Genomic DNA, 17,021 nt, shown 5'->3' with positions numbered 1-17,021 from the left:
GCTTGAGGGCGTGCTGCTCCTAGCCCTAGACACCGCCACGCCCGCCGTCACCGTCGCCCTCCACGACGGTGAGCGGGTCCTCGCCGAGTCCCGCCAGGTGGACGCGCGCCGCCACGGTGAGCTGCTGCTGCCCGCCGTCGACCGGGTGCTGGCCGAGGCGGGCGTGAAGCTCGACGCGGTCACCGATCTGGTGGTCGGCGTCGGCCCCGGCCCCTACACCGGCCTGCGCGTCGGCCTGGTCACCGCCGCCTCCTTCGGCGCCGCGCTCGGCATCCCGGTGCACGGCCTGTGCTCCCTGGACGGCCTCGCCCACGCCGCCGGTCTGGACACCCCCTTCGTCGTGGCGACCGACGCCCGCCGCAAGGAGGTCTACTGGGCCCGCTACGACGCCGACGGCCGCCGCCTGACCGAACCGGCCGTCGACCGCCCCGCCGACCTCGCCGAGCAGGTCGCCGGTGTCCCCGCCGTCGGCGCCGGCGCGCTCCTGTACGACACGGTCTTCACCGGCGTCCGGCGCGACGGGCCCGAGCACCAGTCCGGCGCCGCACTCGCCTCCGCCGCCGCCGCGCGGCTCGCCGCCGGTGCGGAACTCCTGGAGCCCCGGCCGCTCTACCTGCGCCGCCCCGACGCCCAGGTCCCGGCCAACTACAAGGTGGTCACGCCCCGGTGAGCGCGACCGCCCCCGCGGACGCCCCCGTCCTGCGCGAGATGCGCTGGTGGGACCTGGACGCGGTGCTCGACCTGGAGCGGGCGCTCTTCCCGGAGGACGCCTGGTCGCCCGGGATGTTCTGGTCCGAGCTGGCGTACGCCCGCGGTCCGGCAGCCAATCGCCGCTACCTCGTCGCCGAGAGCGGCGGGCGGATCGTCGGCTACGGCGGGCTCGCCGCCGTCGACGGCACCGGCGACATCCAGACCATCGCCGTCGCCCGCGCGCACTGGGGCACCGGCCTCGGCGCCCGGCTGCTGACCGCGCTGCTGACCGCCGCCACCGCCTTCGAGTGCCACGAGGTACTGCTGGAGGTCCGTGTCGACAACCACCGCGCCCAGCGCCTGTACGAACGCTTCGGCTTCGTCCCGCTCGGCTTCCGCCGCGGCTACTACCAGCCCGGCAACGTCGACGCCCTGGTCATGCGGCGCGCCGCGACCGACCCGGACACCGAGGCCCCGGACCCCCCTCCGGCCACCGTTCCCGCCCCCGAAGCCCCCCGTTCCAAGGAATCCGATCACCATGGCTGACTCCCGCGGCGGACCGCTGGTCCTCGGCATCGAGACCTCCTGCGACGAGACCGGCGTCGGCATCGTCCAGGGCCACACCCTGCTCGCCGACGCCGTCGCCTCCAGCGTCGACGAACACGCCCGCTTCGGCGGCGTCGTCCCCGAGGTCGCCTCCCGCGCGCACCTGGAGGCGATGGTCCCCACCATCCAGCGCGCCCTGAAGGACGCCGGTGTCGCGGCGAGCGACCTCGACGGCATCGCCGTCACCGCAGGTCCCGGCCTCGCCGGCGCCCTGCTCGTCGGCGTCTCGGCGGCGAAGGCGTACGCGTACGCCCTCGGCAAGCCGCTGTACGGCGTCAACCACCTCGCCTCGCACATCTGCGTCGACCAACTGGAGCACGGCGCGCTCCCGGAGCCGACGATGGCGCTGCTGGTCTCCGGCGGCCACTCCTCGCTGCTGCTGGCGCCCGACATCACCTCCGACGTCCGGCCGCTCGGCGCGACCATCGACGACGCGGCGGGCGAGGCGTTCGACAAGGTCGCGCGGGTGCTGCACCTCGGCTTCCCCGGCGGCCCGGTCATCGACCGCTACGCCCGCGAGGGCGATCCGGAGGCGATCCGCTTCCCGCGCGGTCTGACGGGGCCGCGCGACGCCGCGTACGACTTCTCGTTCTCCGGTTTGAAGACCGCGGTGGCGCGCTGGATCGAGGCGAAGCGGGCGGCCGGTGAGGAGGTGCCGGTGGCGGACGTCGCGGCGTCCTTCCAGGAGGCGGTGGTGGACGTGCTGACCCGCAAGGCCGTCCGTGCCTGCAAGGACAACGGCGTCGACCACCTGATGATCGGCGGCGGTGTCGCGGCCAACTCCCGGCTGCGGGCGATGGCCGCCCGCCGCTGCGAGGACGCGGGGATCACCCTGCGGGTGCCGCGGCCCAAGCTGTGCACCGACAACGGCGCGATGGTCGCGGCGCTCGGCGCGGAGATGGTGGCCCGCGGCCGCGCCGCCTCCGACTGGGACCTCCCCGCCGACTCCTCCCTCCCGGTCACCGAACCCCACGTCCCCGGCGCGCACGCCCACGGCCACGGTCACACCCATGACCACGACCACGTCCACGAGCTGAGCAAGGAGAACCTCTACGGCTGACCGGACGGGCGGGGGCCCTCGCTACCCTGGCAGCGGCCGAACGACCGGCGGCGCGCGGGGAGGCGGGCATGGACTGGTTCTGGTGGGTCTTCATCTTTTTCCTGGCGGGTGGCTTCGCGAAGGTCGCCGACCTGGCGCGCGGTGCGCTGCGCACCCGCCACGAGCGCCGGATGGAGCGCCTGGAGACCGACCGCGCCCGCCGCGCCGAACTGGCCGCCGCCCAGGAGCCGCCCAAGCCGGTCTGCGGCTGCACCCACCATCTCGCCAAGCACGACAAGAGCGGCAAATGCCACGAGCCGGTGGAGCGGCCGGTCGCCTGGGACGCCGACCACCGGCCGGTGCGCTACGAGGCCGGCCCCTGCGCCTGCCAGCAGTACATCGGCCCGCAGCCGCTCGCCCAGATCTACGCCGAGGACCTCACCGACCGGGCGTGACCTGCGCGTTCGCCGGGTGCCCGAGCAGCATCGCGGGCGCCCCGGCGACCCGGGTGAGGAAGACCGTGCAGCTGTTCCGTCCGCTGAGCTTGAGCTTCTTGCGCAGCTCCTCCGGCTCCACCGCCGACCCGCGCTTCTTGATCACCGCGACGCCGACCTCCCGCTCCCGCAGCAGCGCCCGCAGCTTCTTGACGTGGAACGGCAGGACGTCCGTGATCGCGTAGGAGGTGGCGTACGGCGTCGGGACCAGGGTGTCCGCGGTGATGTAGGCGATCGTCGGGTCGATGAGCCGTCCGCCGACCTGCCGGGCGACGTCCGCGACGAGATGGGCGCGGATCACCGCGCCGTCCGGTTCGTGGAGCCAGCCGCCGACCGGTCCCGGCTCCGGGTCGGGCAGGCCCGCGCCGAGCAGTGACTCCCCGGCGGGCAGCAGCGTCGCCCGGCGGCCGCCGGGCCGGACCGCCCCGGGCGCGGTGTCCCCGGCGGGCCCGAACCACAGCACCGCCTCCTTCACGTCGCCGCCGTCGGAGATCCACTCGGTCTCGGCGTCCTCGGGCAGTGCCTCGTGCGGTACGCCCGGCGCGATCTTCAGCGCCGCGTACGGGGCGGTGCGGGCCGCGCCGATCGCCCAGGACAGCGGCGGCGAGTACGCCTCGGGGTCGAAGATCCGCCCGCCGCGCGCCTTGGTGCGCCGTGCCGGATCGACGAAGACCGCGTCGTAGCCGGCGGTGTCGGTCCCCGTGACGTCCGCGCAGCGGACCTCGATCAGCCCGTCGAGCCCGAGCGCCGCGGCGTTGGCGCGGGCCGCGGCGCAGGCCAGCGGGTCCCGGTCGACGGCCAGCACCCGGATCCCGGCGCGGGCCAGCGCGAGCGCGTCCCCGCCGATGCCCGCGCACAGGTCGGCGACGGAGCGGACGCCGAGCGCCGCGAGGCGGGCGGCGCGGTGCTCCGCGACGGCGGTCCGGGTGGACTGCTCGACACCGTTCGGCGTGAAGTACATCCGCCGGGCATCGTCCCCGAACTTGGCCGCGGCGCGCTGGCGCAGCCGCGCCTGCCCCAGCGCGGCGGAGACCAGCTCCGCCGGATGCTCCCGGCGCAGCCGGGTCGCGGTGGCCAGCTCATCGGCCGGGTCGTGGTCGTGCAGGGCGTCCAGCAGCGCCTGCCCCTCGGAGGTCAGCAGCGCGGCGAAGGAGTCGGGATCGGTCACACCCCCATCATTCCTCGCCGCGCCGGGAGGCCGGCGAACGGGCGGGGGAGCCCCGTACGGGAGCTTCTACGCGAGCCCTCACGGGGTGTTCCCCGGGTCCTTACGGGCCGGCCGGGCCCGGAGGGGGCAGAACCGGAACCCGTACGGGGCGAGCCGGAGTCCGCACGAGCCGGGCATGGAGCCGGCCGAGCCGGGCCCGGAACCCGTACGGGAGCGGCCGTGGCCCGCACGAGCCGGGTGCGGAGCCCGTACGGGAGGGACCAGGACCCGTACGGGACGTGAGCGGAGCCCCTACGGGACCGCCAGGACCCGTAGGGGACGGAACCCGGGCCCGTACGGAACCGGTGATACGCCCCTGGTCTGCCCTGACCCGCTCGGCGTACGGCGGGTGGGGCCGTCGGGCGGACGGCGCGCCGGGGGGCGTGGGCCGGTCGCCTGACTCTGCCGCGTGGCGGGCGGCGGCGCGGCGGAGGGCGCTGCCACGATCCGGCGTTATGCAGCTAATCAGACTTTTCTCGCGATCCGGGTGTCCCGGGCCGGTCCGGCCGGCGCCCCGCCCGGTGGCGCACCGCACCCGTTCCCTGGCCGCGTTCGGCGCCCTTGGCCTGCTCGCCGTCGGCTGCTCCGCCGCCGCGACGCCCTCCTCCCAGGACAACGTCCCCGCCCACGGCCGCCCCGCCGTGGCCCCCGCCGCCCGCGCCCTGCTCACCCAGGCCAAGCTGATCGAACGGGCCCAGGCCCGCCGCGACGCCGTGGCCGCCCGCTGGGGCCTGGACGAGGCGCCGCTGGAGCCCCCCGAGCCACCCGCCGCCAAACCGCACGTCACCACCGAGCCGGTCTTCTCCCGTGGTGACGACCCGAAGCTCCCGGTCGCCCTCTCCCGCGTCCCGACCGACCGGAAGATCGTCTTCCTGACCCTGGACGACGGCTACGACAAGGACCCCGAGTTCCTCCGGATGACGAAGGAGCTCCACATCCCCTACAGCGCGTTCCTCAGCGACTACCTCGCCAAGGACGGCAAGGGCTACGGCTTCTTCCGCACCGTCCAGCAGCAGGGCAACGGCGTGCACAACCACACGCTGCACCACCCCTACCTGCCCGGTCTCGGCGTCGAGGAGCAGCGCAAGGAGATCTGCGGCCAGCAGGAGAACCTCACCCGCGAGATGGGCCGCACCCCGCGGCTCTTCCGCCCGCCCTACGGCGACTACACCCGCGAAACCCTGGAGGTCGCCGCCTCGTGCGGGATCAGCGTGGTCCCGCTGTGGGCCGAGGAGTTCTTCCCCGACCGCATCGACTACAGCCGCGGCGACGGCAAGCTCCACCCCGGCGACATCATCCTGAGCCACTTCCGGGGCCGCGACGACTGGCAGGCCACCATGCCCGACCTGCTCCGCAACGTCCTGCGCACCGCCACCGAACAGGGCTTCGCCCTCGCCCGCCTGGAGGACTACGTCTGAGCCGGCCCCGTACGGACGGCGCCCGGCGCGCGCCGCTCCCGACCACCGCGTACGAGGCGGTCACCGGGTCCGTACCGTACGGGCGGCCACGGCGCGGCGCACCGCCCCGGTCGTCAGCGCCCCGGCGGCCGGGGCGCGCCCGTCAGCGTCCCGGCGCGCCCGCGCGCGGGGCGGGTACGCCGCCGCGCCGGGCCGCGCGCCGCCGGGTGCGCCGGGCGAAGGCGCCCACCGGCTCCCGGCGCCGCTGTGCCGCGTCGCTGATCCGGAGCAGGACGGCGACCATCATCCAGTTCGCGACCAGCGACGATCCGCCCTTGGCGAGGAACGGCAGCGCCTTGCCGGTCAGCGGGATCAGCCCCGTCACGCCCCCGGCGACCACGAAGACCTGGAGTATCAGCGCGCCCGACAGCCCCACGGCGAGCAGCTTGCCGAACGGGTCGCGGGCGCTCACCCCGACCCGGAACCCGCGCTGCGCGAGCAGGGTGTAGAGCAGCAGGACCGCCATCACCCCGGCCATGCCCAGCTCCTCGCCGACGGTGGTGAGGATGAAGTCGCTGTTGCCCGCGAACCCGACCAGCTCGGGGTGGCCCTGACCCAGCCCGGCGCCGCCCACGCCGCCGCTGCCGAAGCTGAACAGCGACTCCGCCGACTGCGCGGAGATCAGCCCCGGTGGCCGCTTCTCCGGCGGCAGGAAGATGTCCATCGGGTGCAGCCAGGCCATCACCCGGCCCTTGACGTGCGGCTCCGCCGACCCGACCACCGCCGCGCCGACCGCCGCCATCAGCAGACCGCAGACCACCCAGCCGGTCCGCTCGGTCGCCATGTACAGCATGATCACGAAGACGCCGAAGAAGATCAGCGACGTCCCCAGATCGCGTTCGAAGACCAGCACCAGCAGGCTGATCACCCAGATCGTGAAGATCGGCCCGAGCTGCCGGCCGGGCGGCAGCTGCACCCCCATCACCCGCCGCCCGGCCAGCGCCAGCGCGTTGCGGTTGACGGTGAGGTATCCGGCGAAGAACACCACGATCATCAGCTTCACGAACTCGCCGGGCTGCAACGACAGCGGCCCGATCAGGATCCACCGCTTGGCGCCGAACTGGTCCGCGCCGAAGAACGCCGGCGCCATCAGCAGCACCAGCCCGACCGCCATCGTCACGTACACGTACCGCTGGAGCACCCGGTGGTCGCGCAGCAGGAGCAGGATCGCCACGCAGACCGCCGCGCCGAGCCCCGTCCACAGCAGCTGCCCGTCGGCCGCCTGCGCGGTCTGCAGGCGCGGCAGCCGTTCGTAGGTGATGTCCAGCCGGTTCAGCAGGACGAGGCCGATGCCGGTGAGCAGGGTGGCCAGCGGCAGGATCAGCGGGTCGGCGCGCTCGGCGACGCGGCGGACGACGAGATGCGGGACGAACGCGATCAGCACCATCGCGCCGGCGAACCACGGCAGTCCGCCGGGCAGCCGACCCTCCATCGACAGGCCGGTGTAGACGTAACCGCCGACGGTGATGGCGACGGCGAAGGCGAGCATCCAGGCCTCGGTCCGGCGCCGGTCGGGCGCCTGGGCGAGCGCGGCGAACGTCATCGTGCGCTCGACGTCGCTCTCCTCCCGGGCGGCGCGCGCCGCACTCCTCGCTCCTCGCACCTGTTTCCTCCGTCGTCCGGGAAGCCGCCCGCCCCTGTGGCCTGCTCGGCAACCCTGAGGGAAGACCGGAGCCCGTGGTGCCAGGTTGCGGCGGCCGCCCCTGATGTGTCCGGTTCGGCACGGTATCCGGCCGGAGCGGCGCGGGGTATGGCGCACCGGGACCGGGCCCGGGGCCCGCCGTCCGCCGCGCCGACCCGTTTCCGGCACGACTGGCACTCCACTTGACCGAGTGCTAACCGCGTCATAGTGTCGGCGTTGGCACTCTCCGAAGGGGAGTGCTAAGCACGGCGATGGGCTGGTCCGGCACCCGCGACGACGGATCCATCTGCTCGCCACCTCAGACAGTTAACCCCGTGAGATCTCCGAAGGGGGAGGTCGGATCGTGACGACCGCCAGCACCAAGGTTGCCATCAAGCCGCTTGAGGACCGCATCGTGGTCCAGCCGCTCGACGCCGAGCAGACCACGGCCTCTGGCCTGGTCATCCCGGACACTGCCAAGGAGAAGCCCCAGGAGGGCGTCGTCCTGGCCGTCGGTCCGGGTCGCTTCGAGGAGGGCAACCGTCTTCCGCTCGACGTTTCCGTCGGCGACGTCGTGCTCTACAGCAAGTACGGCGGCACCGAGGTGAAGTACAACGGCGAGGAGTACCTCGTCCTCTCGGCTCGCGACGTTCTCGCGATCGTCGAGAAGTAAGTCACCCAGCATCCTGCTGTGATCTGCGCCCCTGGTTCCCGCGTCCAAGCACCGGGGCAGGGGCGCAGTTCGTTGAGAGCACGACGTTAAGGACACGTAACTCATGGCGAAGATCCTGAAGTTCGACGAGGACGCCCGTCGCGCCCTGGAGCGCGGCGTCAACAAGCTTGCCGACACGGTGAAGGTGACGATCGGCCCCAAGGGCCGCAACGTCGTCATCGACAAGAAGTTCGGCGCGCCGACCATCACCAACGACGGCGTCACCATCGCGCGTGAGGTCGAGGTCGACGACCCCTACGAGAACCTCGGCGCCCAGCTCGTCAAGGAGGTGGCGACCAAGACCAACGACATCGCGGGTGACGGCACCACCACCGCCACCGTGCTGGCCCAGGCGCTGGTCCGTGAGGGTCTGCGCAACGTCGCCGCCGGCGCCTCCCCCGCCGCCCTGAAGAAGGGCATCGACGCCGCCGTCAAGGCCGTCTCCGACGACCTGCTCGCGACCGCGCGTCCCATCGAGGACAAGACCGACATCGCCGCCGTCGCGGCCCTGTCCGCCCAGGACAAGCAGGTCGGCGAGCTGATCGCCGAGGCGATGGACAAGGTCGGCAAGGACGGTGTCATCACCGTCGAGGAGTCCAACACCTTCGGTCTGGAGCTGGACTTCACCGAGGGCATGGCCTTCGACAAGGGCTACCTCTCGCCCTACATGGTCACCGACCAGGAGCGGATGGAAGCGGTCCTGGAGGACCCGTACATCCTCATCCACCAGGGCAAGATCTCCTCGATCCAGGACCTGCTGCCGCTGCTGGAGAAGGTCATCCAGGCGGGTGGCTCCAAGCCGCTGCTGATCATCGCCGAGGACGTCGAGGGCGAGGCCCTGTCGACCCTGGTCGTCAACAAGATCCGTGGCACCTTCAACGCCGTCGCCGTCAAGGCGCCCGGCTTCGGCGACCGCCGCAAGGCGATGCTCGGCGACATGGCCACCCTCACCGGTGCCACCGTCATCGCCGAGGAGGTCGGCCTCAAGCTCGACCAGGCCGGTCTGGACGTGCTGGGCACCGCCCGCCGCGTGACCGTCACCAAGGACGACACCACCATCGTCGACGGTGGCGGCAACTCCGAGGACGTCCTCGGCCGCGTCAACCAGATCAAGGCCGAGATCGAGACCACCGACTCGGACTGGGACCGCGAGAAGCTCCAGGAGCGCCTCGCCAAGCTCGCCGGCGGCGTCTGCGTCATCCGCGTGGGTGCGGCCACCGAGGTCGAGCTGAAGGAGAAGAAGCACCGCCTGGAGGACGCCATCTCCGCGACCCGCGCCGCGGTCGAGGAGGGCATCGTCTCCGGTGGTGGCTCCGCGCTCGTCCACGCCGCCAAGGTGCTGGAGGGCGGCCTGGGCAAGGAGGGCGACGAGGCCACCGGTGTCGCCGTCGTCCGCCGCGCCGCCGTCGAGCCGCTGCGCTGGATCGCCGAGAACGCCGGCCTTGAGGGCTACGTCATCACCTCGAAGGTCGCCGAGCAGGACAAGGGCCAGGGCTTCAACGCCGCCACCGGCGAGTACGGCGACCTGGTCAAGGCCGGCGTCATCGACCCGGTCAAGGTCACCCGCTCCGCCCTGGAGAACGCCGCCTCCATCGCCTCGCTGCTCCTGACGACCGAGACCCTGGTCGTCGAGAAGCCCGCCGAGGAGGAGCCCGCCGAGGCCGGCCACGGCCACGGCCACGCCCACTGACCCGGCCCTCAACAGGCCGCGCCGGTAGCGCGACGCGAGGCCCGGTCCCCGATGGGGGGCCGGGCCTCGCGGTGTGTCCGGAGGCGCCGAGCGGGTACGGGATCGGGTCCCGCGTCAGGCAGCTGAAGCGCCGCCCCCGCCGCCGTCCTCCGCGTCGAGGTCGTCCGCCATCTGCCGCAAGCGGCCACCCCGGCTCTCCGACACCCGGTGCACCTTGGTCAGCGCATCGCTCAAGTCGTAGGCCAACAGGTGGATTTCGCCGGGCGTCCACGCACAGGAGCCGAGCGTGCGGCGGGCCTCCTCGATGAGCGCCGCCGCCGCCTCCATCTGCTCCGCCTCCATCCGGTCGGCGAGCCGCGAGACGTACCCGGTCCCCGTGCCGCCGATGAGGTAGGACGGCTTTCCGTCGGGACTGGTCCACGGCAGCAGCCGGGCGTGGTCCATGGAGTTCATCGGGCGGTCACCGCCCCTCCGCGGAGCAGGTTCGCTCCGACGGCACCGTGCGCCGTCGACCACAGCTGGCGCCGCCGTGTCCGCTGTACGCGGTGTTCCTGCCGCCGCTCCGAGGGAGTGAGGACGTAGGGGCGTACCAGGGGGACGTCCTCGCAGCGCGGTGCGGGGGAGGGTACGAGCGCAGGATGTGCGGGCGGAGCCTCAACCTGGTGCCTCACGGGACACGGGTCTGCGGCCCGGTGGCAGCCCTGGGCGGGCAGTAGTCGGGCCGTCAAGGTTTCGAAGATCGTTCGGATAAGGTGCAGCACTGTCGTCAACCTCCATGGGGTTGAGGGCCACGCCCCCGGACGGTCGCCGCTCAGCAGCGTCGCGGGGGTCTTCTCATGCGGCGAGTTCTGTTTCGCAGTGCTCGGAGGCGTCGCCGTTCTCTGGAAGCTTTACGGCGCCAGCCAGCGAGGGGGGAGGCGCCATGGTCACTGGCTGCTTTCCGGCCCGCACCCGCTGTGCTCCTTTTGGCGGTCTGAATGCAACAGTGGCGCACGCATTGCCAAAAGGGTGGAACATCTGTCTCAGTCGCCAGCGTGGTCAACGACGTGCCAAACTGCGACCATGGCGCAGAAGCGAGCGACACCGACTATCAAACGGCGCAGAGTTGGCGGTCAGTTGCGTCGCTGGCGTGGCTCCATGAAGTCCGGCGATGCGGCCAAGCTCATGGGTTGGGACACCACCCGCCTCAGTCGCATCGAGCGCGGCACGTACCGGATCTCGGGTGATGAAGTGCGGAGCCTGTGCGCCAAGTTGGGCGTCGGTGACCCGGCTGGTGTGGAGGAAGTCGCTAAGGCGGCTGAGGAGCCGATCGGCGGAGGCTGGTGGGCGGCCTACGCCGACCGCATCGGTCAGAACTACCTCGACTTCATCGAGCTGGAAGCCGAAGCGCAGACGATCCGCATCCAGCATCCGGTGGTCGTGCCCGGTCCGCTTCAGTCGCCCGGATACGTTCGGGAGATGATCACGCGGGCCCCTACCACGGAGTCCGCGGCGCACGCTGAGACGCTGGTTTCGATCCGGATGGCACGACAGGCCGTCCTCAGTAGTGCAACCAAGCTCCACGCGCTTGTTCCCGAGTCAGCGCTGCACGCTCAGTTCGAGTCAGGGCCTGCGGTCATGCGGGACCAGATTCGCAAGCTCCTCGATGCCTCGGAGATGTCGAACGTCGAGCTTCAGCTCATCCCGCTCACCGCGCACCCGACGTATGGGGCCAGCGGCATGGCCATCCTCTCGTACCGACACCCGTGGGCAACGGTGGCCAGCATCGACAGCACTTTGGGCGGTAGTCACACGGATGATGCGAAGCAAGTCGACCTGCTGAGTACGGAGTTCAACGCCATAGCTTCCATCGCGCTCTCCGTCGACAAGTCACGGGATCTCCTCAACGAATATCTGGAAGGACTGCACAAGTGACCACGAAGAACGGACGCGCCCTCATGGCCCTAGCGCTCGAAGGAGCCGTCTGGAAGAAGTCCTCCTACAGCGCAGGCGGCGAATCACAGTGTGTGGAGACCGCTGACCTGACCGGCACCGTGTACGCGGCCATCGCCGTCCGAGACTCCAAGGCTCCGCAGGGGCCCGCGTTGGTCTTCCCGGTCGGCGGTTGGTCGTCGTTCGTTTCCGCCGTCAGGGGTGGGGAGTTCCCGGTTATCTGACGGGCGTTGCGCAGTCACCCAAGCAGACGGGCGGTCCCCGGAAACGGGGGCCGTCGTCGTACTGTCGGGACCCATTCCCCAGCGATCAGCGAGGAGCGCGTATGACCGTCAACGGTGACGGCCGCCGGCCGGAGGGGCAGCGCGGCGCCGAGACACCCCGCTTCCGCCCCCTACGCCGCCGCGGCGTCCAGCGGCTCGCGCGGGAGCAGTGGGGTGAAGGGCGCTCCATCTGGTCGGCCGACGCCGAAGGGCGGGAGCTGGTCGTCGATCAGCTCGTCGTCGGCGAGGAACCGGCGCCCGCCGCCGTCACGGACGTGCTCGGGATCGAGTCGCACGAGGCGGTGTGCGTGCGCCGCCGCCGGTTCGTCCTCGACGGCAAACCGGTACTGCTGGCCACCAGCTATCTGCCCGCCGCTCCGGTGGCCGGTTCGGCGATCGTCCAGGAGGACACCGGGCCCGGCGGCGTCTACGCCCGCCTGGCCGAACTGGGCTGTGAACCGGTGCGCTTCCGGGAGGAGATCCGCAGCCGGATGCCGTCCCGGGACGAGGCGGACCGGCTGAGCCTCGGCGCCGGGACGCCCGTGATCGTCATCGTCCGCACCGCCTTCACGGACGGCGGCCGTCCCGTCGAGGTCAACGAGATGATCCTGGACTCGTCCGCGTACGTCCTGGAATACGACATCGAGGCGTAACGGCGACGCGCGGAACCGCGGTGCGCGGGGCCCGCTGATCCGGTGGCGGCCGCGCCCGCCGGGCCGGAGCGGCACGCACGCCCCCGCACCCGCCGGCCCGGCCGGAGCGCGAGCCGTCGCGGCGTACCCCGGTCCCGGCCCGCCGTGTCCGCTACTTCGGCCCGAACTTCCGGCCCGTACGCGAGGTCAGGCCGCTCAGGACGCTGCGCGGGGTCAGCTTCACGGCGCCCATCAGGGCCTTGTAGCGGGGGTCGGGGATGGAGAGAGCGCGGCCGCGGGCCAGGTCCTGCATCGCGGCGTCGACCAGCTTGTCCGCGTCCAGCCACATCCAGCCGGGGATGTTGTCGGTGCGCAGTTCGGCCCGCTGGTGGAACTCCGTCCGGACGAAGCCGGGGCACAGCGCCATCAGCCGCACCCCGGTGCCCGCCAGGTCCCGCGCCGCGCCCTGCGTGAACTGCACCACCCACGCCTTGCTCGCCCCGTAGGTGCCGCTCGGCACGAACGCCGCGACGGAGGCGACGTTGACGACCCCGCCGCGCCGCCGCTCCCGCATCCCGCGCACCGCCGTCGTGGTCAGCCGCAGCACCGCCTCGCAGTGCACCTTGAGCATCGCCAGCTCATCGGCCATCGGGACGTCCAGGTACTCGCCCTTGTTGCCGAAGCCCGCGTTGTTGATCAACAGGTCCACGGGGTGCGTCCGGTCGCCGAGCCGCTCCTCGACCGCGGCGATGCCGTCCTCCGTGGCCAGATCGGCGCTCAGTACGCTCGCCTCGATTCCGTGCAGGTCGTGCAGTTCGGTCGCCTGCCGGTGCAGCCGCTTCTCGTCGCGTGCCACCAGGACGAGGTTGTGGCCGTCGTGCGCGAGGCGCCGGGCGAACGCCGCCCCGATGCCCGAGGTCGCTCCCGTGATCAATGCAGTCGTCATGCGGGCACGCTATCCGCCCCGGATGACATGAACGCACCCGTCCGGCCACCCGTACGAATGCCTGTCACCCTCGCCCCGGACCCTTCCGCCCAAAGCCCTCGTACGGCATTTCCCGGGCCGGAACGGGAGCGGAGGGCGGGAACGGGCGCGGCGCACGCCTTCAAAGGCGCATCTCTTATTTTCCTCTTACCTCCAAGCGTGACTTATACTGGCTCCATGATCGAGGCTCGCCATCTCCGCGTGCTGCGGGAGGTCGCCCGTACCGGTTCGTTCTCCGCCGCCGCCCGTGAGCTGGGCTGCACCCAGCCGGCCGTCAGCCAGCAGATGAAGGCCCTGGAGCAGTCGGCGGGCACCCCGCTGCTGATCCGTACCGGCCGCGAGATGCGGCTGACCCAGGCGGGCGAGGCGCTCGTACGGCACGCCGTCGGCATCCTCGCCGGGCTCACCGCGGCGGAGGAGGAGGTCGCCGCCATCGCGGGGCTCCGCGCCGGCCGCGTCCGCCTGGTTTCCTTCCCCTCCGGCAGCTCGACGCTGGTGCCCACCGCGCTGGCCGCCATGCGCGCCGCCCACCCGCGCACCCGCGTCTCCCTGGACGAGGCCGAGCCGCCCCGCTCGATCGAGATGCTGCGCAACGGTGACTGCGAGATCGCGCTGACCTTCCGCTACCCGGAGGCGCGCGCCGCTGCCCCGGAGGGCTGCGCCGACTGGGACGACCTCGTCGTCCGCCCGGTCCTCACCGACCGCCTGGTGGGCCTGGTACCCGAGGGCCACCGCCTCGCCGCCACCGGCTCCGCCGCCTTCGGCGACCTCGCCGACGAGCCGTGGATCGCCGGCTGCCCCCGCTGCCGTACGCATCTGGTCGAGGTCTGCGAGAACGCCGGTTTCACCCCGCGCATCGACTTCGCCACCGATGACTACCCGGCGGTGATCGGCCTGGTCGGCGCGGGTCTCGGCGTCGCCGCCCTGCCCGAGCTGACCCTCGCCTCGGTCCGCCCCAAGGGCGCGCGCACCCTCCGCCTGGAGCCTGCCGTGCACCGCGAGATCGTCGCCCTCACCCTGCCGGACCTCGCACGGGTCCCGGCCGTCGGCGCGATGCTCGATCAGCTGGAGCGCGCTGCGGCCCGCTGACGGCACGGCGGTACGCGGCCGGGTTTCCGCCCTCCGGCCGCTGGTACGCGGCATGACCACACCCCTGGCCGAGGCGAGGCCACGCCCATGGAGGAACGTTTCTGCTGACCGGTTCCGCCGTCCGGTGTCAGCCGCTCCGGGTGCTCGCGTGGCCCACCAGCGTGGTCGCGGGGACCATCCGGTGCCGCGCCCGGCCCATCAGCTCCTCGCGTTCGTCCTCGGTCAGGCCGCCCCAGACCCCGTAGGGCTCGCGGACGGCCAGCGCATGCGCCGCGCATTCGGCCCGTACGGGGCAGCGCATGCAGACCTCCTTCGCCGATGTCTCACGCGCACTGCGGGCGGCACCGCGTTCCCCTTCGGGGTGGAAGAACAGCGAACTGTCCACGCCGCGGCAGGCTGCCAGCAGCTGCCAGTCCCAGAGGTCTGCGTTCGGGCCCGGGAGGCGGGAGAAATCTGCCATTGCGTGTCCCCTCGAAGCGATTGCTGTATCGGGCTCGGTGGTGACGACGGTACATCTACTGTGTAAGTAGATGTAAATATGACTCATTGCGAATCTAGCCGCAGATCGCCGGAAAATGGAAGGAAGAGAGCCAAATAGGGCATAGGGTTCATGCGGGGCGGATGGTCGCTCGCGAAGAACCGTGTCCGTCTGCGTATCCGGACCCTCACGCAGCGTGCCGAATTCGATGCTCGAACCCGTAACTCTTTCGAGTGACCGTCGTTGAGTGTGCGAAAGCGGTTGGCGGAGTAGTGGTCGGGCAGGTGTCCGAGCCCGTCAAGCGCACAGGTGACGATACGTACCAGCCTGGAGGCTCAAGGTGACGCGCAGCAGCTGTGAGAGCCGCGGGGGACAGTCATGACTTCTGTCCTCGTCTGCGACGACTCCCCGCTTGCCCGAGAAGCGCTCCGCCGGGCGGTTGCGACCGTTCCCGGCGTCGAGCGCGTGACGACGGCCGCCAACGGCGAGGAAGTCCTCCGCCGCTGGGGTGCCGATCGCTCGGATCTGATTCTGATGGACGTGCGCATGCCCGGTCTGGGCGGTGTGGAGACGGTGCGCCGGCTGCTGTCCGCCGACCCGGGCGCCCGCATCATCATGCTCACGGTGGCCGAGGACCTGGACGGTGTGGCCCTCGCGGTCGCCGCCGGTGCCCGCGGCTATCTGCACAAGGACGCCTCCCGCGCCGAGCTGCGGGCCACGGTCACCCAGGCGCTCGCGGACCCGACGTGGCGGCTCGCGCCGCGACGGCTGCGCTCCGCCGAGATGGGGGCCGCCCCGACGCTCACCGCCCGGGAGATCCAGGTGCTGGAGGGCATGAGCCACGGCCGGTCGAACGCCGAGATCGGCCGCGAGCTGTTCCTCTCCGAGGACACGGTCAAGACCCACGCCCGGCGGCTGTTCAAGAAGCTCGGCGCCTCGGACCGCGCCCATGCGGTGGCCCTGGGGTTCCGCTGGGGTCTGGTGCGCTGACCTACCGGTGATCGGGGTCACGGCGGCTTCTCCGGCAGGAGAGGTGAGCGCCGTGGCCCTCTTGCCACATGTGCGGCGGATGGCGCGGTGCGGGCCGTGCGGGGGAGCGCTGCCGTACGGGCGGCGGCTCGCGCCGGGCTTCGGGGGCGGTCGTCGGCCGGTGCCCTGTACCTCGGGCGGCGGGGTGGTCCGTGAGCGGTGTGGGCAACCCTTGGACGCCGAAACGTCACGGGATGCCGCATCCTTGACGTGTGACTCCTCCCCGGCGGAGGCCGGGGCTTCTCACTCGGCCAAGAAGAGACCTCATGACGGACAAGCCTTACCCGATGCCTCACGGCACGGATACACGCTACCGGCGAGGACTCGACGTCGGCATGGGCACAACCCGATCGGGGGAGGCGTGGGACGTGCGTGCTAACGCGGCGGCTCGTAACGGTTCAGTGCACAACGACGAGGGCGGTGCCAAGGGCGGTCCCGCGCCAGGGCACCATGGACCGATGCGCGATGACGGCAAGCAGGAGATCGGTGATCTCGTTGCACGCGCAGTCGAAGGGGACCAACGGGCCACGCACGATCTGCTGGCCCATGTGCATCCGCTGGCGCTGCGCTACTGCCGGACACGTCTCTCCCGGTTGCCCGGGGACGCCCGGCACTTCGTCGAGGATCTGGCGCAGGAGGTCTGTGTCGCGGTGCTCTGCGCGCTGCCGCGCTACCGCGACACCGGGAAGCCCTTCGAGGCGTTCGTCTTCGCCATCGCGGGGCACAAGGTCGCCGATCTCCAGCGGGCCGCGATGCGCGGGCCCGGGAGTACGGCGGTGCCGTCCGACGAGATGCCCGAGCAGCCGGACGATTCGCTGGGGCCCGAGGAGCGGGCGCTGCTGAGCAGTGATGCCGCCTGGGCGAAGAAGCTGCTGGCCAATCTGCCGGAGAATCAGCGGGAGCTGGTGTTGTTGCGGGTCGCCGTCGGGCTGACGGCGGAGGAGACCGGGCAGATGCTCGGGATGTCGCCGGGCGCGGTGCGCGTCGCGCAGCACCGGGCGCTGAGCCGGCTGCGGGCGCTCGCCGAGCAGTAGGCCCGTGCGCGGCGGGGCGAACCGTACGCCAATGGCCGGATGTGGACGTAGGAATGTACGGGT

18 protein-coding genes are annotated in these 17,021 nt (G+C 72.0%); 13 read left to right on the top strand and 5 right to left on the bottom strand.

The features are described from left to right. Positions 1–10 precede the first annotated feature (10 nt). The 4 genes from tsaB (at position 11) to ACZ4M8_RS21520 (ending at position 2,790) form a co-directional block, all read left to right on the top strand. Positions 11–670 (top strand): tRNA (adenosine(37)-N6)-threonylcarbamoyltransferase complex dimerization subunit type 1 TsaB, encoded by a 660-nt coding sequence (tsaB, locus tag ACZ4M8_RS21535; protein ID WP_467609687.1) that lies wholly within the window; start codon positions 11–13, stop codon positions 668–670. Between the two features lie 38 nt (positions 671–708). Further along, positions 709–1,236, top strand: coding sequence for a ribosomal protein S18-alanine N-acetyltransferase (rimI, locus tag ACZ4M8_RS21530; RefSeq protein WP_467610008.1), 528 nt, complete (start codon positions 709–711; stop codon positions 1,234–1,236). Further along, the gene (gene tsaD, locus ACZ4M8_RS21525) at positions 1,229–2,356 is read left to right on the top strand and encodes a tRNA (adenosine(37)-N6)-threonylcarbamoyltransferase complex transferase subunit TsaD (protein WP_467609685.1); all 1,128 of its coding nucleotides are present in this window, start codon (positions 1,229–1,231) and stop codon (positions 2,354–2,356) included. Before rimI ends, tsaD begins: the two co-directional genes overlap by 8 nt. Positions 2,357–2,424: 68 nt before the next feature. Then, positions 2,425–2,790, top strand: a complete 366-nt coding sequence (locus ACZ4M8_RS21520; RefSeq protein WP_467609683.1) for a hypothetical protein — start codon at positions 2,425–2,427, stop codon at positions 2,788–2,790. Here ACZ4M8_RS21520 and ACZ4M8_RS21515 read toward each other — a convergent pair. Then, positions 2,774–3,997 (bottom strand): THUMP-like domain-containing protein, encoded by a 1,224-nt coding sequence (locus ACZ4M8_RS21515; RefSeq protein ID WP_467609682.1) that lies wholly within the window; start codon positions 3,995–3,997, stop codon positions 2,774–2,776. The two genes, ACZ4M8_RS21520 and ACZ4M8_RS21515, sit on opposite strands and share 17 nt — an antisense overlap. Positions 3,998–4,557: 560 nt before the next feature. Between ACZ4M8_RS21515 and ACZ4M8_RS21510 the strand changes: the two genes are divergently transcribed. Then, on the top strand, positions 4,558–5,454 hold the full coding sequence (locus tag ACZ4M8_RS21510; protein WP_467609680.1) for a polysaccharide deacetylase family protein: 897 nt from the start codon (positions 4,558–4,560) through the stop codon (positions 5,452–5,454). A 142-nt stretch (positions 5,455–5,596) separates the two neighbouring features. Here ACZ4M8_RS21510 and ACZ4M8_RS21505 read toward each other — a convergent pair whose 3' ends face one another. After that, a complete protein-coding gene (locus ACZ4M8_RS21505) occupies positions 5,597–7,036 on the bottom strand; it encodes an FtsW/RodA/SpoVE family cell cycle protein (RefSeq protein WP_467610006.1) in 1,440 nt (479 codons plus the stop codon). A 442-nt stretch (positions 7,037–7,478) separates the two neighbouring features. On the opposite strand from ACZ4M8_RS21505, the gene groES reads away from it, so the two are divergent. Together groES and groL are read left to right on the top strand one after the other, a co-directional pair. Next, complete coding sequence (gene groES, locus ACZ4M8_RS21500) at positions 7,479–7,787, top strand: co-chaperone GroES (protein WP_030287454.1); 309 nt, start codon at positions 7,479–7,481, stop codon at positions 7,785–7,787. A 103-nt stretch (positions 7,788–7,890) separates the two neighbouring features. After that, the gene (gene groL, locus ACZ4M8_RS21495; RefSeq protein ID WP_467609678.1) at positions 7,891–9,516 is read left to right on the top strand and encodes a chaperonin GroEL; all 1,626 of its coding nucleotides are present in this window, start codon (positions 7,891–7,893) and stop codon (positions 9,514–9,516) included. Positions 9,517–9,630: 114 nt separating this feature from the next. On the opposite strand, the gene ACZ4M8_RS21490 is transcribed toward groL, so the two are convergent. Further along, positions 9,631–9,969: a hypothetical protein gene (locus ACZ4M8_RS21490; protein WP_467609676.1), complete on the bottom strand. Its 339-nt coding sequence runs from the start codon at positions 9,967–9,969 to the stop codon at positions 9,631–9,633. A gap of 609 nt (positions 9,970–10,578) precedes the next feature. On the opposite strand from ACZ4M8_RS21490, the gene ACZ4M8_RS21485 reads away from it, so the two are divergent. The 3 genes from ACZ4M8_RS21485 to ACZ4M8_RS21475 all read left to right on the top strand — a co-directional run bounded on the left by ACZ4M8_RS21485 (position 10,579) and on the right by ACZ4M8_RS21475 (position 12,364). Then, positions 10,579–11,430 carry a helix-turn-helix domain-containing protein gene (locus ACZ4M8_RS21485; protein WP_467609674.1) on the top strand — a complete coding sequence of 284 codons (852 nt, stop codon included), beginning with the start codon at positions 10,579–10,581 and terminating at the stop codon, positions 11,428–11,430. Further along, positions 11,427–11,672 (top strand): DUF397 domain-containing protein, encoded by a 246-nt coding sequence (locus ACZ4M8_RS21480; RefSeq protein ID WP_467609673.1) that lies wholly within the window; start codon positions 11,427–11,429, stop codon positions 11,670–11,672. Before ACZ4M8_RS21485 ends, ACZ4M8_RS21480 begins: the two co-directional genes overlap by 4 nt. 101 nt (positions 11,673–11,773) lie before the next feature. Beyond that, positions 11,774–12,364, top strand: a complete 591-nt coding sequence (locus ACZ4M8_RS21475; protein ID WP_467609671.1) for a GntR family transcriptional regulator — start codon at positions 11,774–11,776, stop codon at positions 12,362–12,364. Positions 12,365–12,515: 151 nt separating this feature from the next. Here ACZ4M8_RS21475 and ACZ4M8_RS21470 read toward each other — a convergent pair whose 3' ends face one another. Continuing rightward, a complete protein-coding gene (locus ACZ4M8_RS21470) occupies positions 12,516–13,289 on the bottom strand; it encodes an SDR family NAD(P)-dependent oxidoreductase (RefSeq protein WP_467609670.1) in 774 nt (257 codons plus the stop codon). Positions 13,290–13,505: 216 nt separating this feature from the next. On the opposite strand from ACZ4M8_RS21470, the gene ACZ4M8_RS21465 reads away from it, so the two are divergent. Beyond that, positions 13,506–14,417: a LysR family transcriptional regulator gene (locus tag ACZ4M8_RS21465; RefSeq protein WP_467609668.1), complete on the top strand. Its 912-nt coding sequence runs from the start codon at positions 13,506–13,508 to the stop codon at positions 14,415–14,417. A gap of 127 nt (positions 14,418–14,544) precedes the next feature. Here ACZ4M8_RS21465 and ACZ4M8_RS21460 read toward each other — a convergent pair whose 3' ends face one another. Then, positions 14,545–14,877: a WhiB family transcriptional regulator gene (locus tag ACZ4M8_RS21460; RefSeq protein WP_467609666.1), complete on the bottom strand. Its 333-nt coding sequence runs from the start codon at positions 14,875–14,877 to the stop codon at positions 14,545–14,547. A gap of 396 nt (positions 14,878–15,273) precedes the next feature. Here ACZ4M8_RS21460 and ACZ4M8_RS21455 point away from each other — a divergent pair, with 396 nt between their 5' ends. Both ACZ4M8_RS21455 and ACZ4M8_RS21450 read left to right on the top strand, forming a co-directional pair. After that, entirely contained in the window at positions 15,274–15,885 is a 612-nt protein-coding gene (locus tag ACZ4M8_RS21455) for a response regulator transcription factor (protein WP_003948568.1), read from the top strand. A 497-nt stretch (positions 15,886–16,382) separates the two neighbouring features. Continuing rightward, complete coding sequence (locus ACZ4M8_RS21450) at positions 16,383–16,958, top strand: sigma-70 family RNA polymerase sigma factor (protein ID WP_285229389.1); 576 nt, start codon at positions 16,383–16,385, stop codon at positions 16,956–16,958. Positions 16,959–17,021: the final 63 nt, after the last annotated feature.

The sequence above is a fragment of the Streptomyces sp. NPDC027185 genome (genome assembly GCF_055567035.1).
The sequence above is the reverse complement of the archived record's forward strand: the minus strand, read 5'-3'. Positions and strand labels throughout refer to the sequence as shown.

Bases quoted from the DNA above. Each gene is read 5' to 3' on its own strand.
- rimI (WP_467610008.1), top strand. From the start codon at position 709: ATGCGCTGGTGGGACCTGGACGCGGTGCTCGACCTGGAGCGGGCGCTC.
- tsaD (WP_467609685.1), top strand. From the start codon at position 1,229: ATGGCTGACTCCCGCGGCGGACCGCTGGTCCTCGGCATCGAGACCTCC.
- ACZ4M8_RS21520 (WP_467609683.1), top strand. From the start codon at position 2,425: ATGGACTGGTTCTGGTGGGTCTTCATCTTTTTCCTGGCGGGTGGCTTC.
- ACZ4M8_RS21505 (WP_467610006.1), bottom strand. From the start codon at position 7,036: ATGACGTTCGCCGCGCTCGCCCAGGCGCCCGACCGGCGCCGGACCGAG.
- groL (WP_467609678.1), top strand. From the start codon at position 7,891: ATGGCGAAGATCCTGAAGTTCGACGAGGACGCCCGTCGCGCCCTGGAG.
- ACZ4M8_RS21490 (WP_467609676.1), bottom strand. From the start codon at position 9,969: ATGAACTCCATGGACCACGCCCGGCTGCTGCCGTGGACCAGTCCCGAC.
- ACZ4M8_RS21485 (WP_467609674.1), top strand. From the start codon at position 10,579: ATGGCGCAGAAGCGAGCGACACCGACTATCAAACGGCGCAGAGTTGGC.
- ACZ4M8_RS21475 (WP_467609671.1), top strand. From the start codon at position 11,774: ATGACCGTCAACGGTGACGGCCGCCGGCCGGAGGGGCAGCGCGGCGCC.
- ACZ4M8_RS21470 (WP_467609670.1), bottom strand. From the start codon at position 13,289: ATGACGACTGCATTGATCACGGGAGCGACCTCGGGCATCGGGGCGGCG.
- ACZ4M8_RS21465 (WP_467609668.1), top strand. From the start codon at position 13,506: ATGATCGAGGCTCGCCATCTCCGCGTGCTGCGGGAGGTCGCCCGTACC.
- ACZ4M8_RS21460 (WP_467609666.1), bottom strand. From the start codon at position 14,877: ATGGCAGATTTCTCCCGCCTCCCGGGCCCGAACGCAGACCTCTGGGAC.
- ACZ4M8_RS21455 (WP_003948568.1), top strand. From the start codon at position 15,274: ATGACTTCTGTCCTCGTCTGCGACGACTCCCCGCTTGCCCGAGAAGCG.
- ACZ4M8_RS21450 (WP_285229389.1), top strand. From the start codon at position 16,383: ATGCGCGATGACGGCAAGCAGGAGATCGGTGATCTCGTTGCACGCGCA.